General features: G+C 64.5%; 19 protein-coding genes. 9 read left to right on the top strand and 10 right to left on the bottom strand.

Annotated features, from left to right (window positions below; genetic code table 11):
- The first annotated feature begins 61 nt into the window (after positions 1-61).
- Positions 62-931 (top strand): metal-dependent hydrolase, encoded by an 870-nt coding sequence (locus V4U86_RS11280; RefSeq protein WP_013470992.1) that lies wholly within the window; start codon positions 62-64, stop codon positions 929-931.
- Between the two features lie 128 nt (positions 932-1,059).
- On the opposite strand, the gene V4U86_RS11285 is transcribed toward V4U86_RS11280, so the two are convergent.
- From V4U86_RS11285 to V4U86_RS11295, 3 genes are all read right to left on the bottom strand, one after another.
- The gene (locus tag V4U86_RS11285) at positions 1,060-1,962 is read right to left on the bottom strand and encodes an alpha/beta fold hydrolase (protein ID WP_013470993.1); all 903 of its coding nucleotides are present in this window, start codon (positions 1,960-1,962) and stop codon (positions 1,060-1,062) included.
- 58 nt (positions 1,963-2,020) lie between these two features.
- Positions 2,021-2,461: a PaaI family thioesterase gene (locus tag V4U86_RS11290; RefSeq protein ID WP_030133884.1), complete on the bottom strand. Its 441-nt coding sequence runs from the start codon at positions 2,459-2,461 to the stop codon at positions 2,021-2,023.
- A 184-nt stretch (positions 2,462-2,645) separates the two neighbouring features.
- A complete protein-coding gene (locus tag V4U86_RS11295; RefSeq protein ID WP_032698085.1) occupies positions 2,646-3,842 on the bottom strand; it encodes a cytochrome P450 in 1,197 nt (398 codons plus the stop codon).
- A gap of 74 nt (positions 3,843-3,916) precedes the next feature.
- On the opposite strand from V4U86_RS11295, the gene V4U86_RS11300 reads away from it, so the two are divergent.
- Both V4U86_RS11300 and V4U86_RS11305 read left to right on the top strand, forming a co-directional pair.
- Positions 3,917-4,513 (top strand): TetR/AcrR family transcriptional regulator, encoded by a 597-nt coding sequence (locus V4U86_RS11300; RefSeq protein WP_013470996.1) that lies wholly within the window; start codon positions 3,917-3,919, stop codon positions 4,511-4,513.
- Complete coding sequence (locus V4U86_RS11305) at positions 4,510-5,559, top strand: LLM class flavin-dependent oxidoreductase (RefSeq protein ID WP_013470997.1); 1,050 nt, start codon at positions 4,510-4,512, stop codon at positions 5,557-5,559. The genes V4U86_RS11300 and V4U86_RS11305 overlap by 4 nt, the downstream gene beginning before the upstream one ends.
- Positions 5,560-5,607: 48 nt before the next feature.
- Here V4U86_RS11305 and V4U86_RS11310 read toward each other — a convergent pair whose 3' ends face one another.
- The 3 genes from V4U86_RS11310 to V4U86_RS11320 form a co-directional block, all read right to left on the bottom strand.
- Entirely contained in the window at positions 5,608-6,072 is a 465-nt protein-coding gene (locus V4U86_RS11310) for a DUF6188 family protein (protein WP_013470998.1), read from the bottom strand.
- A 78-nt stretch (positions 6,073-6,150) separates the two neighbouring features.
- Entirely contained in the window at positions 6,151-6,822 is a 672-nt protein-coding gene (locus tag V4U86_RS11315) for a TetR family transcriptional regulator (protein ID WP_030133888.1), read from the bottom strand.
- A complete protein-coding gene (locus V4U86_RS11320) occupies positions 6,819-7,334 on the bottom strand; it encodes a PaaI family thioesterase (protein ID WP_013471000.1) in 516 nt (171 codons plus the stop codon). Before V4U86_RS11320 ends, V4U86_RS11315 begins: the two co-directional genes overlap by 4 nt.
- A gap of 100 nt (positions 7,335-7,434) precedes the next feature.
- Between V4U86_RS11320 and V4U86_RS11325 the strand changes: the two genes are divergently transcribed.
- From V4U86_RS11325 to V4U86_RS11335, 3 genes are all read left to right on the top strand, one after another.
- Positions 7,435-8,127 (top strand): TetR/AcrR family transcriptional regulator, encoded by a 693-nt coding sequence (locus tag V4U86_RS11325; protein ID WP_395311296.1) that lies wholly within the window; start codon positions 7,435-7,437, stop codon positions 8,125-8,127.
- 502 nt (positions 8,128-8,629) lie between these two features.
- On the top strand, positions 8,630-8,953 hold the full coding sequence (locus V4U86_RS11330; protein WP_030133890.1) for a YegP family protein: 324 nt from the start codon (positions 8,630-8,632) through the stop codon (positions 8,951-8,953).
- Positions 8,954-8,962: 9 nt separating this feature from the next.
- Positions 8,963-9,841: a TIGR02391 family protein gene (locus V4U86_RS11335; protein WP_050597092.1), complete on the top strand. Its 879-nt coding sequence runs from the start codon at positions 8,963-8,965 to the stop codon at positions 9,839-9,841.
- A 69-nt stretch (positions 9,842-9,910) separates the two neighbouring features.
- Here V4U86_RS11335 and V4U86_RS11340 read toward each other — a convergent pair whose 3' ends face one another.
- From V4U86_RS11340 to V4U86_RS11350, 3 genes are all read right to left on the bottom strand, one after another.
- Positions 9,911-11,065 carry a hypothetical protein gene (locus tag V4U86_RS11340; protein WP_231983998.1) on the bottom strand — a complete coding sequence of 385 codons (1,155 nt, stop codon included), beginning with the start codon at positions 11,063-11,065 and terminating at the stop codon, positions 9,911-9,913.
- A gap of 284 nt (positions 11,066-11,349) precedes the next feature.
- Positions 11,350-11,682 carry a helix-turn-helix domain-containing protein gene (locus tag V4U86_RS11345; protein ID WP_030133893.1) on the bottom strand — a complete coding sequence of 111 codons (333 nt, stop codon included), beginning with the start codon at positions 11,680-11,682 and terminating at the stop codon, positions 11,350-11,352.
- Entirely contained in the window at positions 11,672-12,793 is a 1,122-nt protein-coding gene (locus V4U86_RS11350; protein ID WP_030133894.1) for a tyrosine-type recombinase/integrase, read from the bottom strand. The genes V4U86_RS11345 and V4U86_RS11350 overlap by 11 nt, the downstream gene beginning before the upstream one ends.
- Positions 12,794-13,184: 391 nt before the next feature.
- Between V4U86_RS11350 and V4U86_RS11355 the strand changes: the two genes are divergently transcribed.
- Positions 13,185-13,574 (top strand): hypothetical protein, encoded by a 390-nt coding sequence (locus V4U86_RS11355; RefSeq protein ID WP_395311297.1) that lies wholly within the window; start codon positions 13,185-13,187, stop codon positions 13,572-13,574.
- Between the two features lie 555 nt (positions 13,575-14,129).
- Complete coding sequence (locus V4U86_RS11360; RefSeq protein ID WP_395311298.1) at positions 14,130-14,387, top strand: hypothetical protein; 258 nt, start codon at positions 14,130-14,132, stop codon at positions 14,385-14,387.
- 129 nt (positions 14,388-14,516) lie between these two features.
- On the opposite strand, the gene V4U86_RS11365 is transcribed toward V4U86_RS11360, so the two are convergent.
- Positions 14,517-14,783 (bottom strand): hypothetical protein, encoded by a 267-nt coding sequence (locus tag V4U86_RS11365; protein WP_395311299.1) that lies wholly within the window; start codon positions 14,781-14,783, stop codon positions 14,517-14,519.
- A gap of 113 nt (positions 14,784-14,896) precedes the next feature.
- Here V4U86_RS11365 and V4U86_RS11370 point away from each other — a divergent pair, with 113 nt between their 5' ends.
- The gene (locus tag V4U86_RS11370) at positions 14,897-15,724 is read left to right on the top strand and encodes a hypothetical protein (RefSeq protein WP_395311300.1); all 828 of its coding nucleotides are present in this window, start codon (positions 14,897-14,899) and stop codon (positions 15,722-15,724) included.
- Positions 15,725-16,228 lie beyond the last annotated feature (504 nt).

A 16,228-nucleotide genomic window follows, 5' to 3' on the forward strand; every position in this document is an offset into this window, starting at 1 on the left:
CTAATTCTGACAAGGCTTAGAGTCAGATTGCCAGCGTGCCTTTGACGAACGGGAGAACAACATGAGCGACGATTCGTCCACACGGCCCACCACGCGGGTCGTCCCGAAGCCCCGCCGTGTTCGATTCGACATGCCTGCCGGGACCAGTCGGCAGCACTTCGTCGATGGCGACTTGGTGATGAGCCACTTTGTGTCCACCTTGTCGGCCACGTTCCCCGAAGGGGAAGACTTCTTCATCCGGTCAGTCCGCGAGTACCGGGACCACATCAGCGACGCTGACCTCAAGGAGGCGGTCAAGGGATTCATTGCACAAGAGGCCACCCACCGACACCAGCATCAGCTGCTCAACGATCGGCTCCAAGCGATGGGCTATCCCACCGAGGGGATCGATCGGCATATCAAGAAGTTGGTTGGCCGACTTGAGAAGCGTTTTTCTCCCACGATGCGCCTGGCTGTGACGGCCGCCCTGGAGCACTATACGGCGACATTCGCCGAAATCATTCTCACCAGCGACGAAGCTCAAGAACTCATCGGCTACACCGAAGTGCGGCCTATTCTGCTCTGGCACGCACTGGAAGAATGCGAGCACAAGGCCGTCGCTTTCGATGTCTATGAGACGGTCGGTGGAAGCGAACGCACCAGGGTCTGGGGGATGCGGATCGCCAGCCTCCTCTTGTTCAGCGAGTTGGTCATCCAGACCACCCGCTCTCTGGCCGGTGACCGTGCCGCCTACAACCCGGTGCGGTTGCTGCGCAGCCTTCGAGCCTTCCGGCATAACCCGCTATTCAGCTCAGCAGCAATTGAGCGCTTTCGTTCCTACACCCGCGGCGGATTTCATCCCGACGACTGGGACAGCGCAGAAATCCTCGAACGCTGGACCAAGGAACTCTTCGACGCCGATGGTGGCCAACAAGTGCGTAGCAGCGTCTAGCTCGACCAGAGCCTGTCGCGGTCTATTCGGCGTGCCGAAAGGCGTTGTGAGGGCCTCCTCTTAGTCATAGGCAGCGTTTCAATAACCTTGGTGGGGCCCACTTTTACTGGCCGCTGGACGCTGCCCGATCACGGCGGGGGCTGGAGGATGCTTCGGCCGAGGAACTCGGTGACGGCGGAGCTGAAGGCGTCGTTGTCGTCGCCGGCGATCATGTGTCCGGTACCGGATACGTCGACGGTCTCGGCGTGGGGAACCAGTTGCTGGAACTCGTCGACGGTGGCTTGGGAGACCACGTCGGACAACAGGCCCCTTACGAGAAGTGTTGGGGCGCTGACCCGTCGGGCTCCGTCGATCAGCAGGTGGCTGATCGCGTCGAATTGCTCCGTTCCCGTGGTCGATTCGTCGCGGAGGAAGTCGAAGTTGGAGTGAATGAATGCCGGGTCCCACCGCCAGATCCAGCGGCCGTCGTGACGCTGCCGTAGCACCTTGCGCAGGCCGTCGACGTTGGCCGGGCGCGAGCGATGGGGGTTGTACGCGGCGATCACCTCGGCGGCGTCGGTGAGGGTGCCAAAGCCGTCGGGATGTGCGGCCATGAACGTCACTACGCGACGAGCGCCCTGGAATTCAAGCCGCGGGGTGACGTCGACCAGGACAACCGCCGCCCACAACGCCCCGGATGTCAACAGATGCGTGCCGAGCACGGTCATGCCCCCAAGGGATGCACCTACGACGGCAGGGGCGATATCCGCGCTGAAGTGCTCACGCACGGCGAGCAGATCGGTCGCGAGTCGCTCGAGGTCGTACCTGCCGGCGGGGTCCCAGTCGCTGTCGCCGTGACCGCGGGTGTCGTAGGCGACGACTGTGTATCCGCATGCGTGGAGGCGACGCGCTGAAGTGCTCCACGCGTGCCGGTTCTGGCCGCCGCCGTGCAGGAGCAGCACGACGGGACGGGCGTCATCGTGGTCGTAGCAGTCGGCGGCCAGGGTGATCCCGTCCTGGGTTCGGACCCGATGCTGCACGGCGGAGGTCATGACAAATTCCTGGCGAGATCGGAGTCCGCCCGAAGCGTGCGACCGGCTACAAGCGCCTTCATTGTGCGTTGCCCGCGGCGTTCACGATCGTGACCGTGCCCTGGGCTACGCAGACGGCTTTGTCGCCGTTGCTGATGTCGATGCGCGCTACTCCGCTGCGCTTGCCCAGTGACACGATGTCGGTGACGGCGACACACACACCGGTGGACACGGGTCGCAGCAGGTTCAGCTTGAATTCGGTGGTGGCGACCCATGATCCGGCCGGAATGACGGGGTAGAACACGACTCCGAGACAGTGGTCGACCATCGCCGATAGACATCCGCCGTGCAGGGTGCCAAAGGGTGTGAGCAGTTCGGCGCGGGTTTCCATCTCTGCCACCAGCCGACCGGCGGCGAGTTCGGTGTGCCGAAAGTTCAGGAACGTCGACAGTCCACCGGCTGTGGTCGCCGATCTGAGCAGCTGGTCGGCGATCTGCTCATCGAAGTGCGCGAATGTCATTGCCACCACCATGCCCCTTTCTCCTGTCCGGCCATGGGTTCAATCACCGTTCGAGCCTGCGAATCGTTTGAGCATGTCGCCGAATGCGCCGAGGTCGACGGCGCGGCGGAGTGCTCGACATCGACGGCGATGAACCTGGCCGTCGCGGTGAAGCACACGACGCGTCGTCGAAGAGGGGCACGGGCTAGACCGGTGTGGTCCAAGTGATGGGCAGCGATGTGTAGCCCCGGATCGGCCCGGACCGCAGCCGCCGCGCCGATTCAAGATCGACCTCCCAGTCAGGCACCCGGTCCAACAATGCATCCAGAGCGATGCGGGCCTCCATCCGCGCCAGCGCCGCACCCAGACAGAAGTGAATGCCGCGACCGAAGGCGACCTGGTGCTCACTGGTGCGCTCGATGTCGAACACGTCCGGATCGGGGAAGGCACGCTCGTCGCGGTTGGCCGACCCGAACAACAGCAGCACCTTCTCACCTTGACGCATCGTCGTGTCGTGCAGGGTGACGTCGCGGGTCAGGGTTCGTGAAAGTCCCTGTGCAGGTGAGTCGTAACGCAGCAACTCTTCCACCGCAGGCCCCAACAGTGTTCGATCGGCGGCTAGGCGTCGGCGGGTTTGCCGATGCTGGGCCAGCACGACCGCGGAGTTCCCCAGCAGATTGGTGGTGGTCTCGTAGCCCGCGACGAGCAGCAGCGCGCAGAAGCCGAGGACTTCCTCGTCGGTCAGTCCGATCCCGTCGACTGTGGCGTTGGCCAACGCCGACATCAGGTCCTCGCGGGGGTTCTTGCGGCGGTCGGCGAGGAAGTCGGTGAAGTAGGCGTAGATCGCGGCGGCGGCGGTCAGTGCGTCGGTGGTTTGTCCGTGGTTGACGTCGACCTGGACCAGTTGGCTCGACCACAATCGGAACTGATCACGATCGGTGGCGGGAACGCCCAGCAGATCGGCGATCACCGCGGCGGGCAGGATCGCGGCGAAGTCGGTCACGAAGTCCGCCGATCCGGAACCCTCGTCGAGGCGCTCGAACAACTCCGCGGCCATCTGTGTGATGGCGCCCTGCAGCCCGGCCACCCGCCGGGGAGTGAACGCCCGGCTGACCAGGGCACGCAACTGGTCGTGGCGCGGAGGGTCCATCACGATCATCATCGGCAGGAACGAACCGATGAAGTCCGATCCCGGCGGGGTGGGGAAGATGCCGTCCACCGAGGAGTACGTGCCGTGATCCAGTGCTGCGGCCTGGACATCGGCGTGGCGGCTCAACACCCAGGTATGGGATTCCTCGGCGCGGTACACCGGAGCCGCGTCACGCAATAACCGATACGTCGGATAGGGGTCGTTGAGGATCGAGGCGTCGAACGGGTCGTAACGAATCTGCACCGAGACCACAAGACCTCCTACCACCAAAGTAACGACGGTTTAGACTGGCAGTCTAAACCGGCCGAACGGGACAGGTGGGGCAAATGCGCAAGATTCCACGTCAGATCTCTGACCGGCTTCCCGCCGCGGCGGACTTGTTCGCCGAGAAGGGGCTCAACGACTCCAAGATCGAAGACGTCGCCGCGGTGACCGGTGTGCCGAAAGCGACGCTGTACTACTACTTCGCCGGCAAAGAGGACATCCTTGCCTTCCTGCTCGAAGACCTCCTCAAGGACATCTCCGATGCCGTGACCGCGATCGTGCACACCGACGGCTCCGGTGCCGAACGCCTCGCACTTGTCATCCGCGCACAACTGCGGGCAATGGCGCAGCGGCCAGCGGTATGCCGGGCACTCATCGGCGAACTGGGACGAGCGGCCCGCATGCCTGCCATCGCCGAGATGATCAATACCGCCTACCAACAACCCGTTGAAACTCTGCTCATCGAAGGAGCCCGCGACGGATCCCTCGTCGCCCAGCCCGATGCACGATCGACGTCCATTGCGCTGTTCGGCGCGGTCACCATCAATGCACTCATGTACCTGGTCACCGAGAACCACCTCGACGAGACGGTGGTCGCCAGCACCCTCAGCGCCGTCATGTTCGACGGCCTGCGCCCGCGCACAGGAGACCAGTCATGAGCACCTACGGCCTGTCGGTTCTCGGCGCGGATTTGAAGTCACTGGCCCAGACCGCCCAGGCCGCCGACGCGGCCGGGTTCGACGCCGTATGGGCCTCGGAGTTCTACTCCCGGTCCGGATCGATCTCCATGGCCGCGATGGCCAACAGCACACAGAACTGCCGGATCGGTTCCTCCATTCTCTACGGCGTCGGCCGAAGCCCCCTGGTGCTGGCCACCGAGGCGCGTGATCTCGACGAACTCTCCAACGGACGGCTGGTACTCGGAATCGGCAACGGCACCAAACGGATGATGAGCGACTGGCACGGCGTGCCCGACACCTCCGCGCCCGCGCTGCGGATGGAAGAACTCGTGATGCTGCTGCGCCGGATCTGGAACCTGCATGAAGGGCCGATCCATCACGAGGGCCGTTTCTACAGAATGAATCTCACCCCGACCGGCGACGTGGGACCCCCCAGCCGGCCGATCCCGATCGTCACTGCCGGTGTCCGGCCCCGGATGTGCGAGGCGGCCGGGCGGGTGGCCGACGGCCTGGCCGGACATCCCCTGTTCACCACCACCTACGTCGAGGAGATCGTCCGGCCCGCTATCGCCCGGGGTGCCGCGCACACCGGCCGCGACCCCAATGACGTGGAAATCATTTCCATGGTGATGTGCGCCATCCACGACGACGCCGAGGTCGCCAGGCGCGAACTGGCGCAGCAGATTGCGTTCTACTCCTCGGTCAAATCCTACGAGACGGTACTCGATGTGAACGGATTCGCCAGCGAAGGCCGAACCATCCGGGAAGCATTCGCCCAGCGCGATTTCCCGGCGATGTTCGCCGCGGTGTCCGACGAGATGATCGACACCATGGGCGTCGCCGGGACGGCACACGAAGTCCGTGAACAACTGAGACGCTACGACGGCGTCCTCGACCACATCATGCTGTATTCACCATCGGTCGGCATCGCTGCGGAACGCGTGCAGCAAAACCTCGACAGCATCATCGGGGAATGCTCGCCCGCCTCGATGTCGCCAGGGCAGTCCGGTCCACGTTCAACCTGATCCACGCATTGCCGCCCACGTCGACCCGTCGCCGCGTCCGCGGCCGCATCAGTGGCTCTGCCGCGCCGACCCCGCCGATGATTGCGTGGCGCTGTTGACGATGTTGGCGTCGTCGGTGTCGGGGAGGTCATGGCGGACCACGCGAACCCGTCCTTGAGGTAGGCAGGCCATGTAGCCGTGGCGCATGCCGTAGAGTTCCCACGCTGTCTGTTCAGTGTCGGGATCGACATCGATGCGATGTCCGCGCGAGAAGCTCAGGTGTAGTCCTCCATCGTCGCTAGAACAGGCCTGGGTGCACACTGCGCCGGCGAGGTTCAGCAGTGGGCGTTCGTGGGTCGCGATCCTGAGGGGGTCAATGCGCACCGCCTCGATGGGGTAGGTGCCGACGGCCGGAAGGGTCAATAGCAGGGGGCAGGAGATGACGATTTCGTTGTAGTCATCGAAATCCAGAACCAGGCCGCCATGCAGCGAGAGGCGTTGTACGACAAGGTTTTCGATCCATTGGGTGTACATGGCAGTCTCTTTTCGACGCATCGTTGAGCCGTATCCCCAAAGAGTACGCTAAGTAGCGCTGCGATACCAGTAGTATCGTTATCGGTTGGCGGTGGGCCGAGCAGCGTTGGTCACGACGCGCCTGGTGGCTCGGTCAATGCGGTCGCGGGTGTCGGCGGCTGTCGCGCGGTCGCCGCTGAAGGCCACGAGGTTGGCCAACCAGATGTCGGAGATGACCCCAGCGACGTGCAGATCGGCGGGGGTGGGTTCGCCGCCCCTGAGCGTGCGGGCTAGCAGGATCTGGATCTCATCGGCCGCGCGGTCGAGTTCCGCGGCGGCGCGGGTGTCTGCGACGGCGAAGGCCCGTGTCATGGCCGTCGTCAGCCATGGGTCGCGCTGCCAGCGGTCATGCAGATGTGCGGTGAGCCGTTCGAGCCGTTCCAGCGGTGTGCCCTCACCACCCGCCCAGTCGCCGGCCGAGTCGAGTCGACGGAACTCGCGCGTCAGCGCTGCTACCAGCAAGTGGGTTTTCGCCGGGAAATAGCGGTAAAGCGTGCCGACGGCGATGCCGACCCGCTCGGCAACCGTCCGCATCTGAACCGCCTCGTAACCACCGGCCGCGGCCACGGCCAAAGCTGCATCCAGAATCGTTTCCCGGCGCCGTGCGGAGGCGCGTGAACGCGACGCGTTAGCGGCCCGCTTCTCTGCAGCGACCGAGTTCGCTTCCGAAGGCAGGGTTTTCCCGCGGCTGCGCGCCTGAGGGAAAGTCATGACGGCCCCGGGTCCAGACCGCCGCGGCGCGAGAACTGCTCCAGAAGATCGCCGAAAGCGCTGACATCGCCGTGTGCGGCGAAGTGCTCAGGGCTGACGACAATGAACACTGCACTGGCGGTGAAGCGGGCGATCCCACCCTCACCCGTGCCTGTCGCCGTGACATGCAGCGCCCGCCCTTCACGAGAGACGATGTGGGCAGTAATCCGGTGGGTCTGATGCAGCGGCACCGGCCGCAAATATTCGACCGTCAGGGTGCGGGTCACCGCCGGGGTGCCGGCGATCCACAACGTGAAGCCCAGGACGTCATCACATGCGGCGGCCACTGCCCCGCCGTGAGCCAGGCCCGGGGCCCCGATATGCCGCTCGTCGAACCTCACATCGGTGTACACCGCGTCGCCGCTGCGATGCACCACTAGCCGCAGTCCGTGAGGGTTGTCCGGGCCGCAACCCATGCAGGTCGTGGTGTGCGAGGGCAGCCGCTCCGGCGGCAACACGCTTTTGGGCACCATCACCCCCCAATACGATCGGTTTCGCTGCGCTACCGTTAGTACCACACTGCTAGACTGCCAGGACAACATCGCGTGAAAATCGACCGCCCGAGGTGAATGAGTGAGCAACAGTCAGTCAGCGCCAGTCCCTGACGATGACGTGGACCCGCGGCGCATCCGGTCACGCACCCGGCTGCTGGATGCTGCGGCAACGCTACTGAGCACCGGTGGGGTGGAAGCGGTCACTATCGATGCCGTCACCAAAGCATCCAAAGTGGCCCGAACCACGCTGTACCGCCACTTCCACAGTTCGTCGCATCTGCTCGCAGCCACGTTCGAACGCCTACTTCCGCAAGTGACCACTCCGCCACCGACCAGCGGACCCCTCCGTGAGCAGCTGATCGAATTGCTCAGCCGCCAAGCCGCACTCTTCAACGACGCACCGCTGCATGTCACGACACTCGCGTGGCTCTCATTGGGGCCCACCGGCTCCACTAACGAAGCGGATGAGCGCCACACATCCGGGGCGCTACGGGCCCGAGTCGTTGACCAGTACCGTCAACCATTTGACGCCATACTCACCAGCCCGAGAGCACAAGCCGAACTCGACGACTTCGACCGGGAACTGGCGCTCTGCCAACTCGTCGGACCACTCGCCTTCGCCCGAATGACCGGGCTTCGCACCATCACTCACAATGACTGCGCGAACATCGTCGATGACTTCCTCGCCGCCCACCGCAAGACCGATAGCGACGCCAAAGAGTCGAAGATCGCCACCAAGAAGACGGGCCGCCCCGCGCGCTTAGCTCGCTAGGCACAACGAAATCACAGCGTCCAGCCGGCTGGTCTTCGGGCCCTTTTCGCCTTCTCGCAAATCGCGTCGGCGATGGCATCGAAGGACCGTTCGTCGCCATCATCGGCGAGGCCGTGCGCGCAGATTCCATGGGCATCCGCGTGACGATTCGTGCCGGCAAAGTGAGTGCACCACCTCAGTGTTCGGACCGCCGTTTCCCGCGTTGAGAACTCTTCCCCCTACGTCCGTGAGGTGTCTCGCGGGCAACCCCTCGCATCCGCGGTCTCGCAATCCTTGGGACGCGGGGTGTCTGCGCCGCGGATCTTTATCCGGATATCGTCCGTCGTTAAGTGATCGTGCTTATTGGCAGAGGGGTCGAATTCCGAGTGGGGTGAATGCCCAAATCAGAGGTCTGTTCGAGGGCGAGTTTGTTCGCTGCGTCGCAAGCGCTGGCTGTCGGTGTCTCTTGATAAGACTGTTGCGAGCTGACTGCGTACCTGTGGTCAACAGGCAGGAGGATCCGATGTACTTCAAGGTCACGGTCACTGGTGACGCCAACCGCTATCCCACGTGGGCCTTGTACGGCGACAACCATGAGATGGTCGCCTGGGCAGGCGAAGGCTTCGAATCGCAAGCCAACGCCACCAGAGCGGCAAATGCCTTCAAGTCCGGCGGGTCCGCAGCACGGTATGAGACATTCCAGGACGTCGGCGGAAGCTGGCGGTGGCGCGCATGGCGGTCGAGTGACAAAGTTGCCGCCTCAGGTGAGTCGTTCGCCAGCTCTTACAACGCGGAGCGCGCCGCCGAGAACGTGCGGGCGAACGCGCCGTATGCGACTGGGCCCTGAGCTGCGTACATGGGTGACAATGACGATCTGAAGTTGAATCCACGGTTCCTGCGGCGAGCAGCGGAACAGGTGCGCGACTTTGAGCGGGCGTTCAGCGCCCTGCTCGAGCTGTGTCAGTTCACCGCTGGGCTTCGGGCGATGGCTGGTCCCGACCTGCCTGACGAGGTACTTGCCGGCTACGCCAGTCTGCCCGCCGTGACACCGAGATCTGATGTGTCAGACGACGAATGGGTGGCGGCGAAGGGCCGCTGCTCACGGACAGCTGGCCGTATTGCGCATCTTCCCGACATCACCGGTGTGCGGATATCCCGCCCGGGATTCGGCGGTCCGGTTAACCCGTTCGAGATGTGGATAACTGTCACCCAGCCGCACTCGCTCGTACAGCCGGACGACATCCTCGCCGCGTCCGAACACACCATCGGCATCCTTGAATCGATGGTCGACCGTGTCGATGTCACCGGCGACATCAGCATCGAGGATATGCACCCTTTGGTCTGGGGCGCGGCTCGAGGCCAATGGCGCATCGAGTTGTACCGCGAAGCGGTGTCATCCGCCGTGGGCGCTGTCATCGACCACGTCCGCCAGCTCACCGGAAGGACTGACCTCGACGACAAGGACGTTTTCACGCAGGCCTTCTCGCAGAGTCCACCCAAGGCTGGTGCTCCGCGATTGCGCTGGCTCGGAGGTAATCAAGACCAGACCGTCATATCGATGAACCGCGGCTTGTTGAGTTTCTCGACGGGCGTCCATGCTGCGATCCGAAACCCAACCACCCACGACCGGACGCAGCTATCGGCGCAGGAGGCCGCCGAGAGGCTCGCCGCTTTAAGCCTTCTGGCGACTTGGGTGGAGAAGTGCAGGCTCGACAGCGTCGACGCCACGCAGTGAACAATCACTCGCGAGAACTCAAGCGCTGGAACCGCCGCCGCGAAATCCATCTGAGGCACAGCGATACGGTCAGCGGGCTCTTTCGGCGATGTAGGCGGTCCAGTCGCGGGCAGCAAGTCTGGCCCAGTCGGCGGCGTTTTTGTCGGTGAGCCCGAGCAGTTCGGCCAGGACTGGTGCGGGCATGTCGCCGGAGAGGTGGAAGAGGGTCGCTTTGCGGTTCTCGTAGGGCTTGATCCCGATGGCGACGAGCTGGGAGCGGATGTTCTCGGTGGCGAGGTGCGCTGCAGGGTTGCCGCCGCGGAACAGCCAGCCGGTTCCGCGTGAGGCGTAGAGGCTTTTGCCGCGGTGCTCGAGGTGCTCACGGATGAGGTCGTCGAGGAGCGGCGGCATCTGGACTGGAATCTTGCTGAAGGTGACGTGCACGGCCCGGTCGTCGGTGATCGCGACCTGACTGGTGCGCATGGCGACGATGCGTGAAAGCGGCTGTGCGAACAGCAATGTGAGCAGGCCCGCAATTCGTGTATAACGGCGCACGGTCGTGTCGTGCAGCAGACGCTCTACGGCCGCCCACCGCTGCGTATCGGAGACGGTTACTGAGGGCGGTGACTGCGGGACGTCGGGGACTCGGAGTTTGGTGTTGGTGCGGGATTGGCGTAGCCAGACGATGAAGGCGTACTCATGGTTCAGCATCCTGCCGACGTGTTCTTGGTAGCGCTCCAACAGATCCTGGGTCGCGGTCGCCGCACTGGCGTCATGGCGGGCGAGGAAGCCCACGAACTCGATCGCGACGCGGATGCGCCGTCGACACGCATCGGCCATCGACTTGGTCAACCGGTCTTCACGGGCGGCCTTGCGCATTCCTCGCAGCACCTGCCAGTGCGCGAATCGGCGAATCAAGGCGGCGTCCTCGGCGGGCAGTTCGGCGACGATGTCTTCGATCCAGGGCAGCATCCGTTCGATGCGGATGTCGAACGGTTCCAGGACACCGACCGCGACGAGAAGACTGCGAAGGTAGTCGTGGGCACGATCCGAGGGCAGGGTGCGGAAGGTGTCGTGGCTGATGTCGACCGCGCCGCAAGCCATCTGCCCGAGAAGTTGGGGGCCGATGCCAGGTTTCTTGCGCAGCCACCACAGCCCTGTTTGTGGGCGTTCGGAGTTCACCAGCTCGTCGAAGACCGGCCGCAATTGGCGGTGAATCTGGCCGGTCGTCGGGTCGGCGAGCAAGTCGCTGAGGCGTTCACGCAGGAAGCATCGCGCGCACCGATTGTGCCCGTAGGGATGGTCTTCGCGCCCGCATTCGCGGCACCCGAAGATCGACTCGACACCGGCACATGACGCGCACACCACCGTCTCGCCGCGTCGCCATGCCAGCGGCCGCACGACATGGCAGCCCGGACAGGTTTCGGGGTGGTAGTGCCGCCTGCGACGGCAGCCGACACAAATGCGACACCCATGCGTCAGCCGGGTCAGGTAGTTGGTGCTTGCGCACTCCCAGCAGGCTCGTCGATTCACTCGTTGTCGCCGGGGCGGCGGATCCTGGCGCGGATCGGCCGCAGGTCGCCGATCCCGGACCCGCTGTCGTTGACTGCGGGTGCCTCGCGGATCTGTTCTTGGGCGAGCTCGAACAGATCGTTGGGGGTGCACGCCAGGATGTCGCACAGCGCCGCCAGCAGGTCGAGATTGATGCGCTGTGGAGGCTTGGTAGCGATCCGGTGAACCATCTGTCGGGAGATCTCCACGCCACGTTCGTGCAGCGGTGCGACGAGGTCGGTGGTGGCGAACATGCCGTTCTCGGCCATCAGGCGGCGCAGGTTCCACCGGAGGACGGTTCTAGTGCTCATCCTGGCTCCCTTCAGTCGTCGCGGATCCGTAGACGCGGCGCAGCGCCGCCTGCAACGTTTTGGTCTTGAAGTCGTTGGACACCGAGGTGTAAATCGCGGTGGTCGAGGCGTAAGAATGTCCGACCTGCTCGGTAACGAACCGTTCCGGGTAACCGAACTCGATCAGGTGGGTCACATAGGAGTGCCGCAGGCAGTGCAGGGTGAGGTCTTGAGGCAGACCGGCCTGCGCCCGCAAGTAGGCGAATCGCTTGTCCATTTGCTTGGTCGCCACCCGCTGCCGACGCTCAGTCAGCCACAACTCTTGACGGCTGCCGGGACTCAGAAGCGGCCGGGCTTGATCGACCCATTGGCGCAGTCCGTCGATCACCCAGTCGAACTCGGGAACGGCCAGCACCGTGCGACGCCGAGGGGCGCTGCCGCGGCTGGACTTGGCATACCGGACGTGGACGGCGCCGAACGTTCCCCACGCCGGCATCCGCGGGTTGGGACGCAGGTCGGCCACGTCGAGGTAGCACAGCTCTCGACGGCGTAACCCGAAGGCGTAGGCCGTCTTGATCATCTGCGCGTCGCGCAACGCCGCCAACGCGCCTTTGCGACCCGAACGCGCAATGATGTCCACTCGATCGGCAAGGAACGCGAACAACGTTTCCACCTCGTCGTAGGTGAACGGCCGGCGGGCGGGCTTGCCCTCGTATTCGACCAGATGCGCCGCGGTGTTGAAGTCATGGCAGACCTGCGACGGGATCCTTTCGAACCGCTGCTCGCACTGCGAGATCCAGCCATAACGGCCATCGAGTAGGTAGTCACAAAACAACCGCAGCGTCATGTGGTAGCCGCGAATTGTCGAGGGCGCCTTGCGGTTGTTTCCCGACATCAGAGCCGCCGTGAAGTCCTCGACATCGCCGGCCGTCCAATCCCACGGATGCGTCTCGGCGAACGCAGCGAACCGTCGCACGAACGCCAATCGCGATTCGATCGTGGCCTCGGCAAGCAGCCGGGACTTCTGCTGGCGTCGCCACCCCGACAGCATCGCTTCAAAGACCGCGGACGGTTCATCAAGATGGACCACGCCCGCGGCGAGAACGAGGTGCGCCGAACCTGGAACGCTCAACTGAAGGCCTCCAGACGGTCAACTCACAGTTGTCAATGTCAACGGCAAGTTACCACGATCTGGGCCGAAATCGCTCATCAGCACAAACGGGAAATGGTTCAATGGCGGCTTGGCGGCTCTCGCCCCAAGCGCCACCCGCGTGCGTCAACTTTAAGTTGATTGGCGATCTTCGTTTCCTGAGTGCAAGAGGTGTGTGGTCTGTCGGTGGGCCGTGAAAGGTGCCTGTGAGGGGGTGAGCTGAGGGGGCGCAGCGGCGGTGGTAAGGGAACGGGCGGAACGGTGAGTGAGCGCGGTGCGGTGCTGCGGAAGGCACGACGACGAGAAACTGGTGGAGGGCGAATGTGGCTGTGGTGGTGGTCAGCTCGGCCCGACCGGTCTTAGTGTCCCGGTCATGACAGCAGCAGGAACATCCAAGTTGGAGGCCCGGCGACGGGCCGTGGAAGCGAACCGGCGCGCCAACGAAGCGCGCGCTGCGCGAGACAAGGCGAACATCAAAGACGCGACCGAATTCATGTACGAGGTCGGCAAGATCGCCGAAGTCGAACAGTGGAAGAAGGAGCGCCTAGCCCAGCTGCGCGCACAGGTCGACGCCGACGCAGCCAAGAAAGTGGCCCGCCATCGAGCCAAGGCCGGCGCTGCGGTCGCGCGCATGCAGGACCGCGGTGAGACGCTGACGAACATCGCCGAGAACACCGACATTGGAATCGGCATCGTGCGCACAATGCTGCGTCACGCTCCGAAAGGCGAGACGACCGCTCCCAGCAACGGTTCGCAGTACTAGGCGACGGGGGTGCCATGACATATCCGCCACCGGGCCGCAGCGACGGTGAGCCTGACCGCCCGCAGGCCGCCTCTGCGTGATGACCGAATTGTCCTGCCGCGCTGCGCGGCAGGCGTAGACCACAGGCGTCGTGAGCACCCGGCCGCGCAGGGCGGGGCGCGGTGCGGCGCGACGGCGCAGCGTCGCACGGTTCGCCGCGCGGCGAGGACTCACGTTCTGCGGCGGTCAGCTCCTGGCCCGCGGCGACGGCGCGGAGGCGGTTTCGTGCGCTCCTGCAGCGCGGCCGTGTGTCAGTGTCCTGCCCTAGGGTCAGCGGTCATGAGAAGCGCAGGCCAGCTGGTCGGCAGGTGCACACCGCTGAGATCGCCCGGTTTCACAGCCACGTTGTCTGCGGGCCAACGCCTTCGGACTGCACAATTTAGACCGGAGCGATCGGCGCCGATGGCTACGGCCGCTTCTACCTCACCCGCGACGGCGTGGGGTTCTGCGTACGTCCGCACCGCTCCGCGTTGGCTATTGCCGGTGGAAGCGTCGCCGCGGGGGTGCTCAGTTTGCATGAATGTGACAACCCGGTGTGTGAAGGTCGCGACCGACACCGACCCGCAGCAGCACGTCGTGTCGGGCTCCCAGGGCGACAACATGGAGCGCATGGCGCGGATGCGTCGCGGCGGTGGCCGCCAGGCGATGCGCCGCTGCGACAGTCGCGGTGTACTGCGAGAGCGATCGGTGGCGCTACGCGAGGCGGTGTGCCGTGGTTGGAATGCCGCCGCGGTGCAGGCGGCGCTGCTTGGCGACCAGCCCACTTTGTGGTGAGTTTCGCGGTGCGCTGAAGGCGAGTGGCGCAGCATTCAACAGCGAGGAGCTGGGCGGGTTTTACAGAGCCAGGGCGGGCGGTGTCGCACCGCCGAGTTGGGCCGGCCGTGACAGCGACCGAGCGAGGGTTTAGCCGCGCTGCAGGATCGTCGCGCCGCGCGGCGGTTGCACCGTGGTGGCGTCGAACCACACGGGCAGCGCGCGCACGCTGGCTGTGCGGGCCCAGCAGATGCGGTGCTGCCCAATCGTTTCGTGCTCGCCGTGACCGTTGGTGTAGACGCGCTGCACGTACTCCATGCCCTTCTCGCATGCGCGCCTGGCGGCTTGCTCAGCGGTCTCTGCGGCGGCGGTGTACCCAACAGGGGTCTTGACGGTGGCGACGAAGACGGTGGTCATCTCAGGTCCTCTACGTGGCGAGCGCGTGAACGGGGCTGGCGGCGAATACGGCGTGGAGGTCGCGACGAGACGACCGTGGCCGTCCTGCGAGGGGGGAAGAATCAGGCTGCTCTATGACCACACCATTTGCAGAACGTCCGCAACAAGCAACGCTGTCGCGGCGCCGGCAGGCCCGGTGGATCCTCGCTGCGCTAATCCTGTCCGTGGTCGTCGTTGTCGGAATCACCGCGATGCTGGTGCCCGCTGCGGACCCGGACTCCCATCCCTCCGCTCCCGCGTCCTCGCCAGCGGCAACACCCGCACTCGAGCCCACCGATGTCGCCAGCGCACAGGACAAAGGTCCGGTCCGCTTCATCACCGAAGACCCAACCTGTACCGACTGGGCATCGACCAACGGCACACTTGCGGCCACCCTGCGCAACGGCTGGGACCGACGCGACGCCGCCATGCCGGCCCGCGAATGGACTACCGAGCAGCGCGGGCAGCACGAGTCCGTCGCCAAGGCAATGCGCATCGCAGCGAACGAAACCATCAGCCTGGCCAAACTCACGCCGCACCGCGTGATGCGGGAACTCTACGAGCAAACCATCGCCTATTGGCGTGCCTACGCCGACGCCGTCCCCCGCTACCAGCCTAGCGACAACAACCTCGCCCTAACCGCCAGCAGCGCCGCCAGTGCCATCGTATCCATATGCGACACAATAGATTTTGGAGCGGCAGCAGGTCGCAGTCCCATCGTGGTGCCCGGCTCACCCCCCGCAAATCTGCCCCCAACGAGAGATCCCGCGCAGCCGGCACGGTTCATCACTGCGCCCTCACCGTTCTGCACGGAGTGGACATCGATGGTGAGCCGCTTCGAGGATGAGATCCGCGGATCGGCGCAAGATGCCTCTTTTTTTCGAGTTGTTCTTCTCCGGCGCGGGGGAGCGGACAGACTCTGAAGGGTCTCGGAGTAGAAGTGGTACTTGTCGTACAGTCCCTGCACACGCTTGGCGGTGGCGCCCGGAATGAGGGCAGCGGACACTGGGGCTCCGACGTCAACCTAGTGACGCGCGAAGTCCATAATCGGCTTCTCGACAAATTGTTGACATTCGCTGCCGCCACGTCCACCCAGACGAGCTGTTCCCAGCGCATGCCGAGCACGTCGGCGGTGATGGAGGCTCCGGACACCGACGCCACCGTTGTTAACTTTGCCAGCCAGCCCGTCTTATTGAGCCTGCGAGGAGTTCCCAAATGAAAACCGTGGTTTCAAAGCCTCCGCCTGAAAGGCAGCGTCCGACGCCCTCAGTGGGTTAGGCCCGTGTCTGTCTCAAACAACTCTGGTTGGTCGTCAACTAGGTCTTCCACCGAACACTCATTCTGAGAGCCCATTTCCTGTCCCAGGCTGAGGCTGCAATACGGACAGCTCCAAGGACCGTGGCGATTCTCCCACCACCGCCACGTCG

The sequence above is a fragment of the Mycobacterium sp. AMU20-3851 genome, from assembly GCF_043974665.1.
GTDB lineage: Bacteria > Actinomycetota > Actinomycetes > Mycobacteriales > Mycobacteriaceae > Mycobacterium.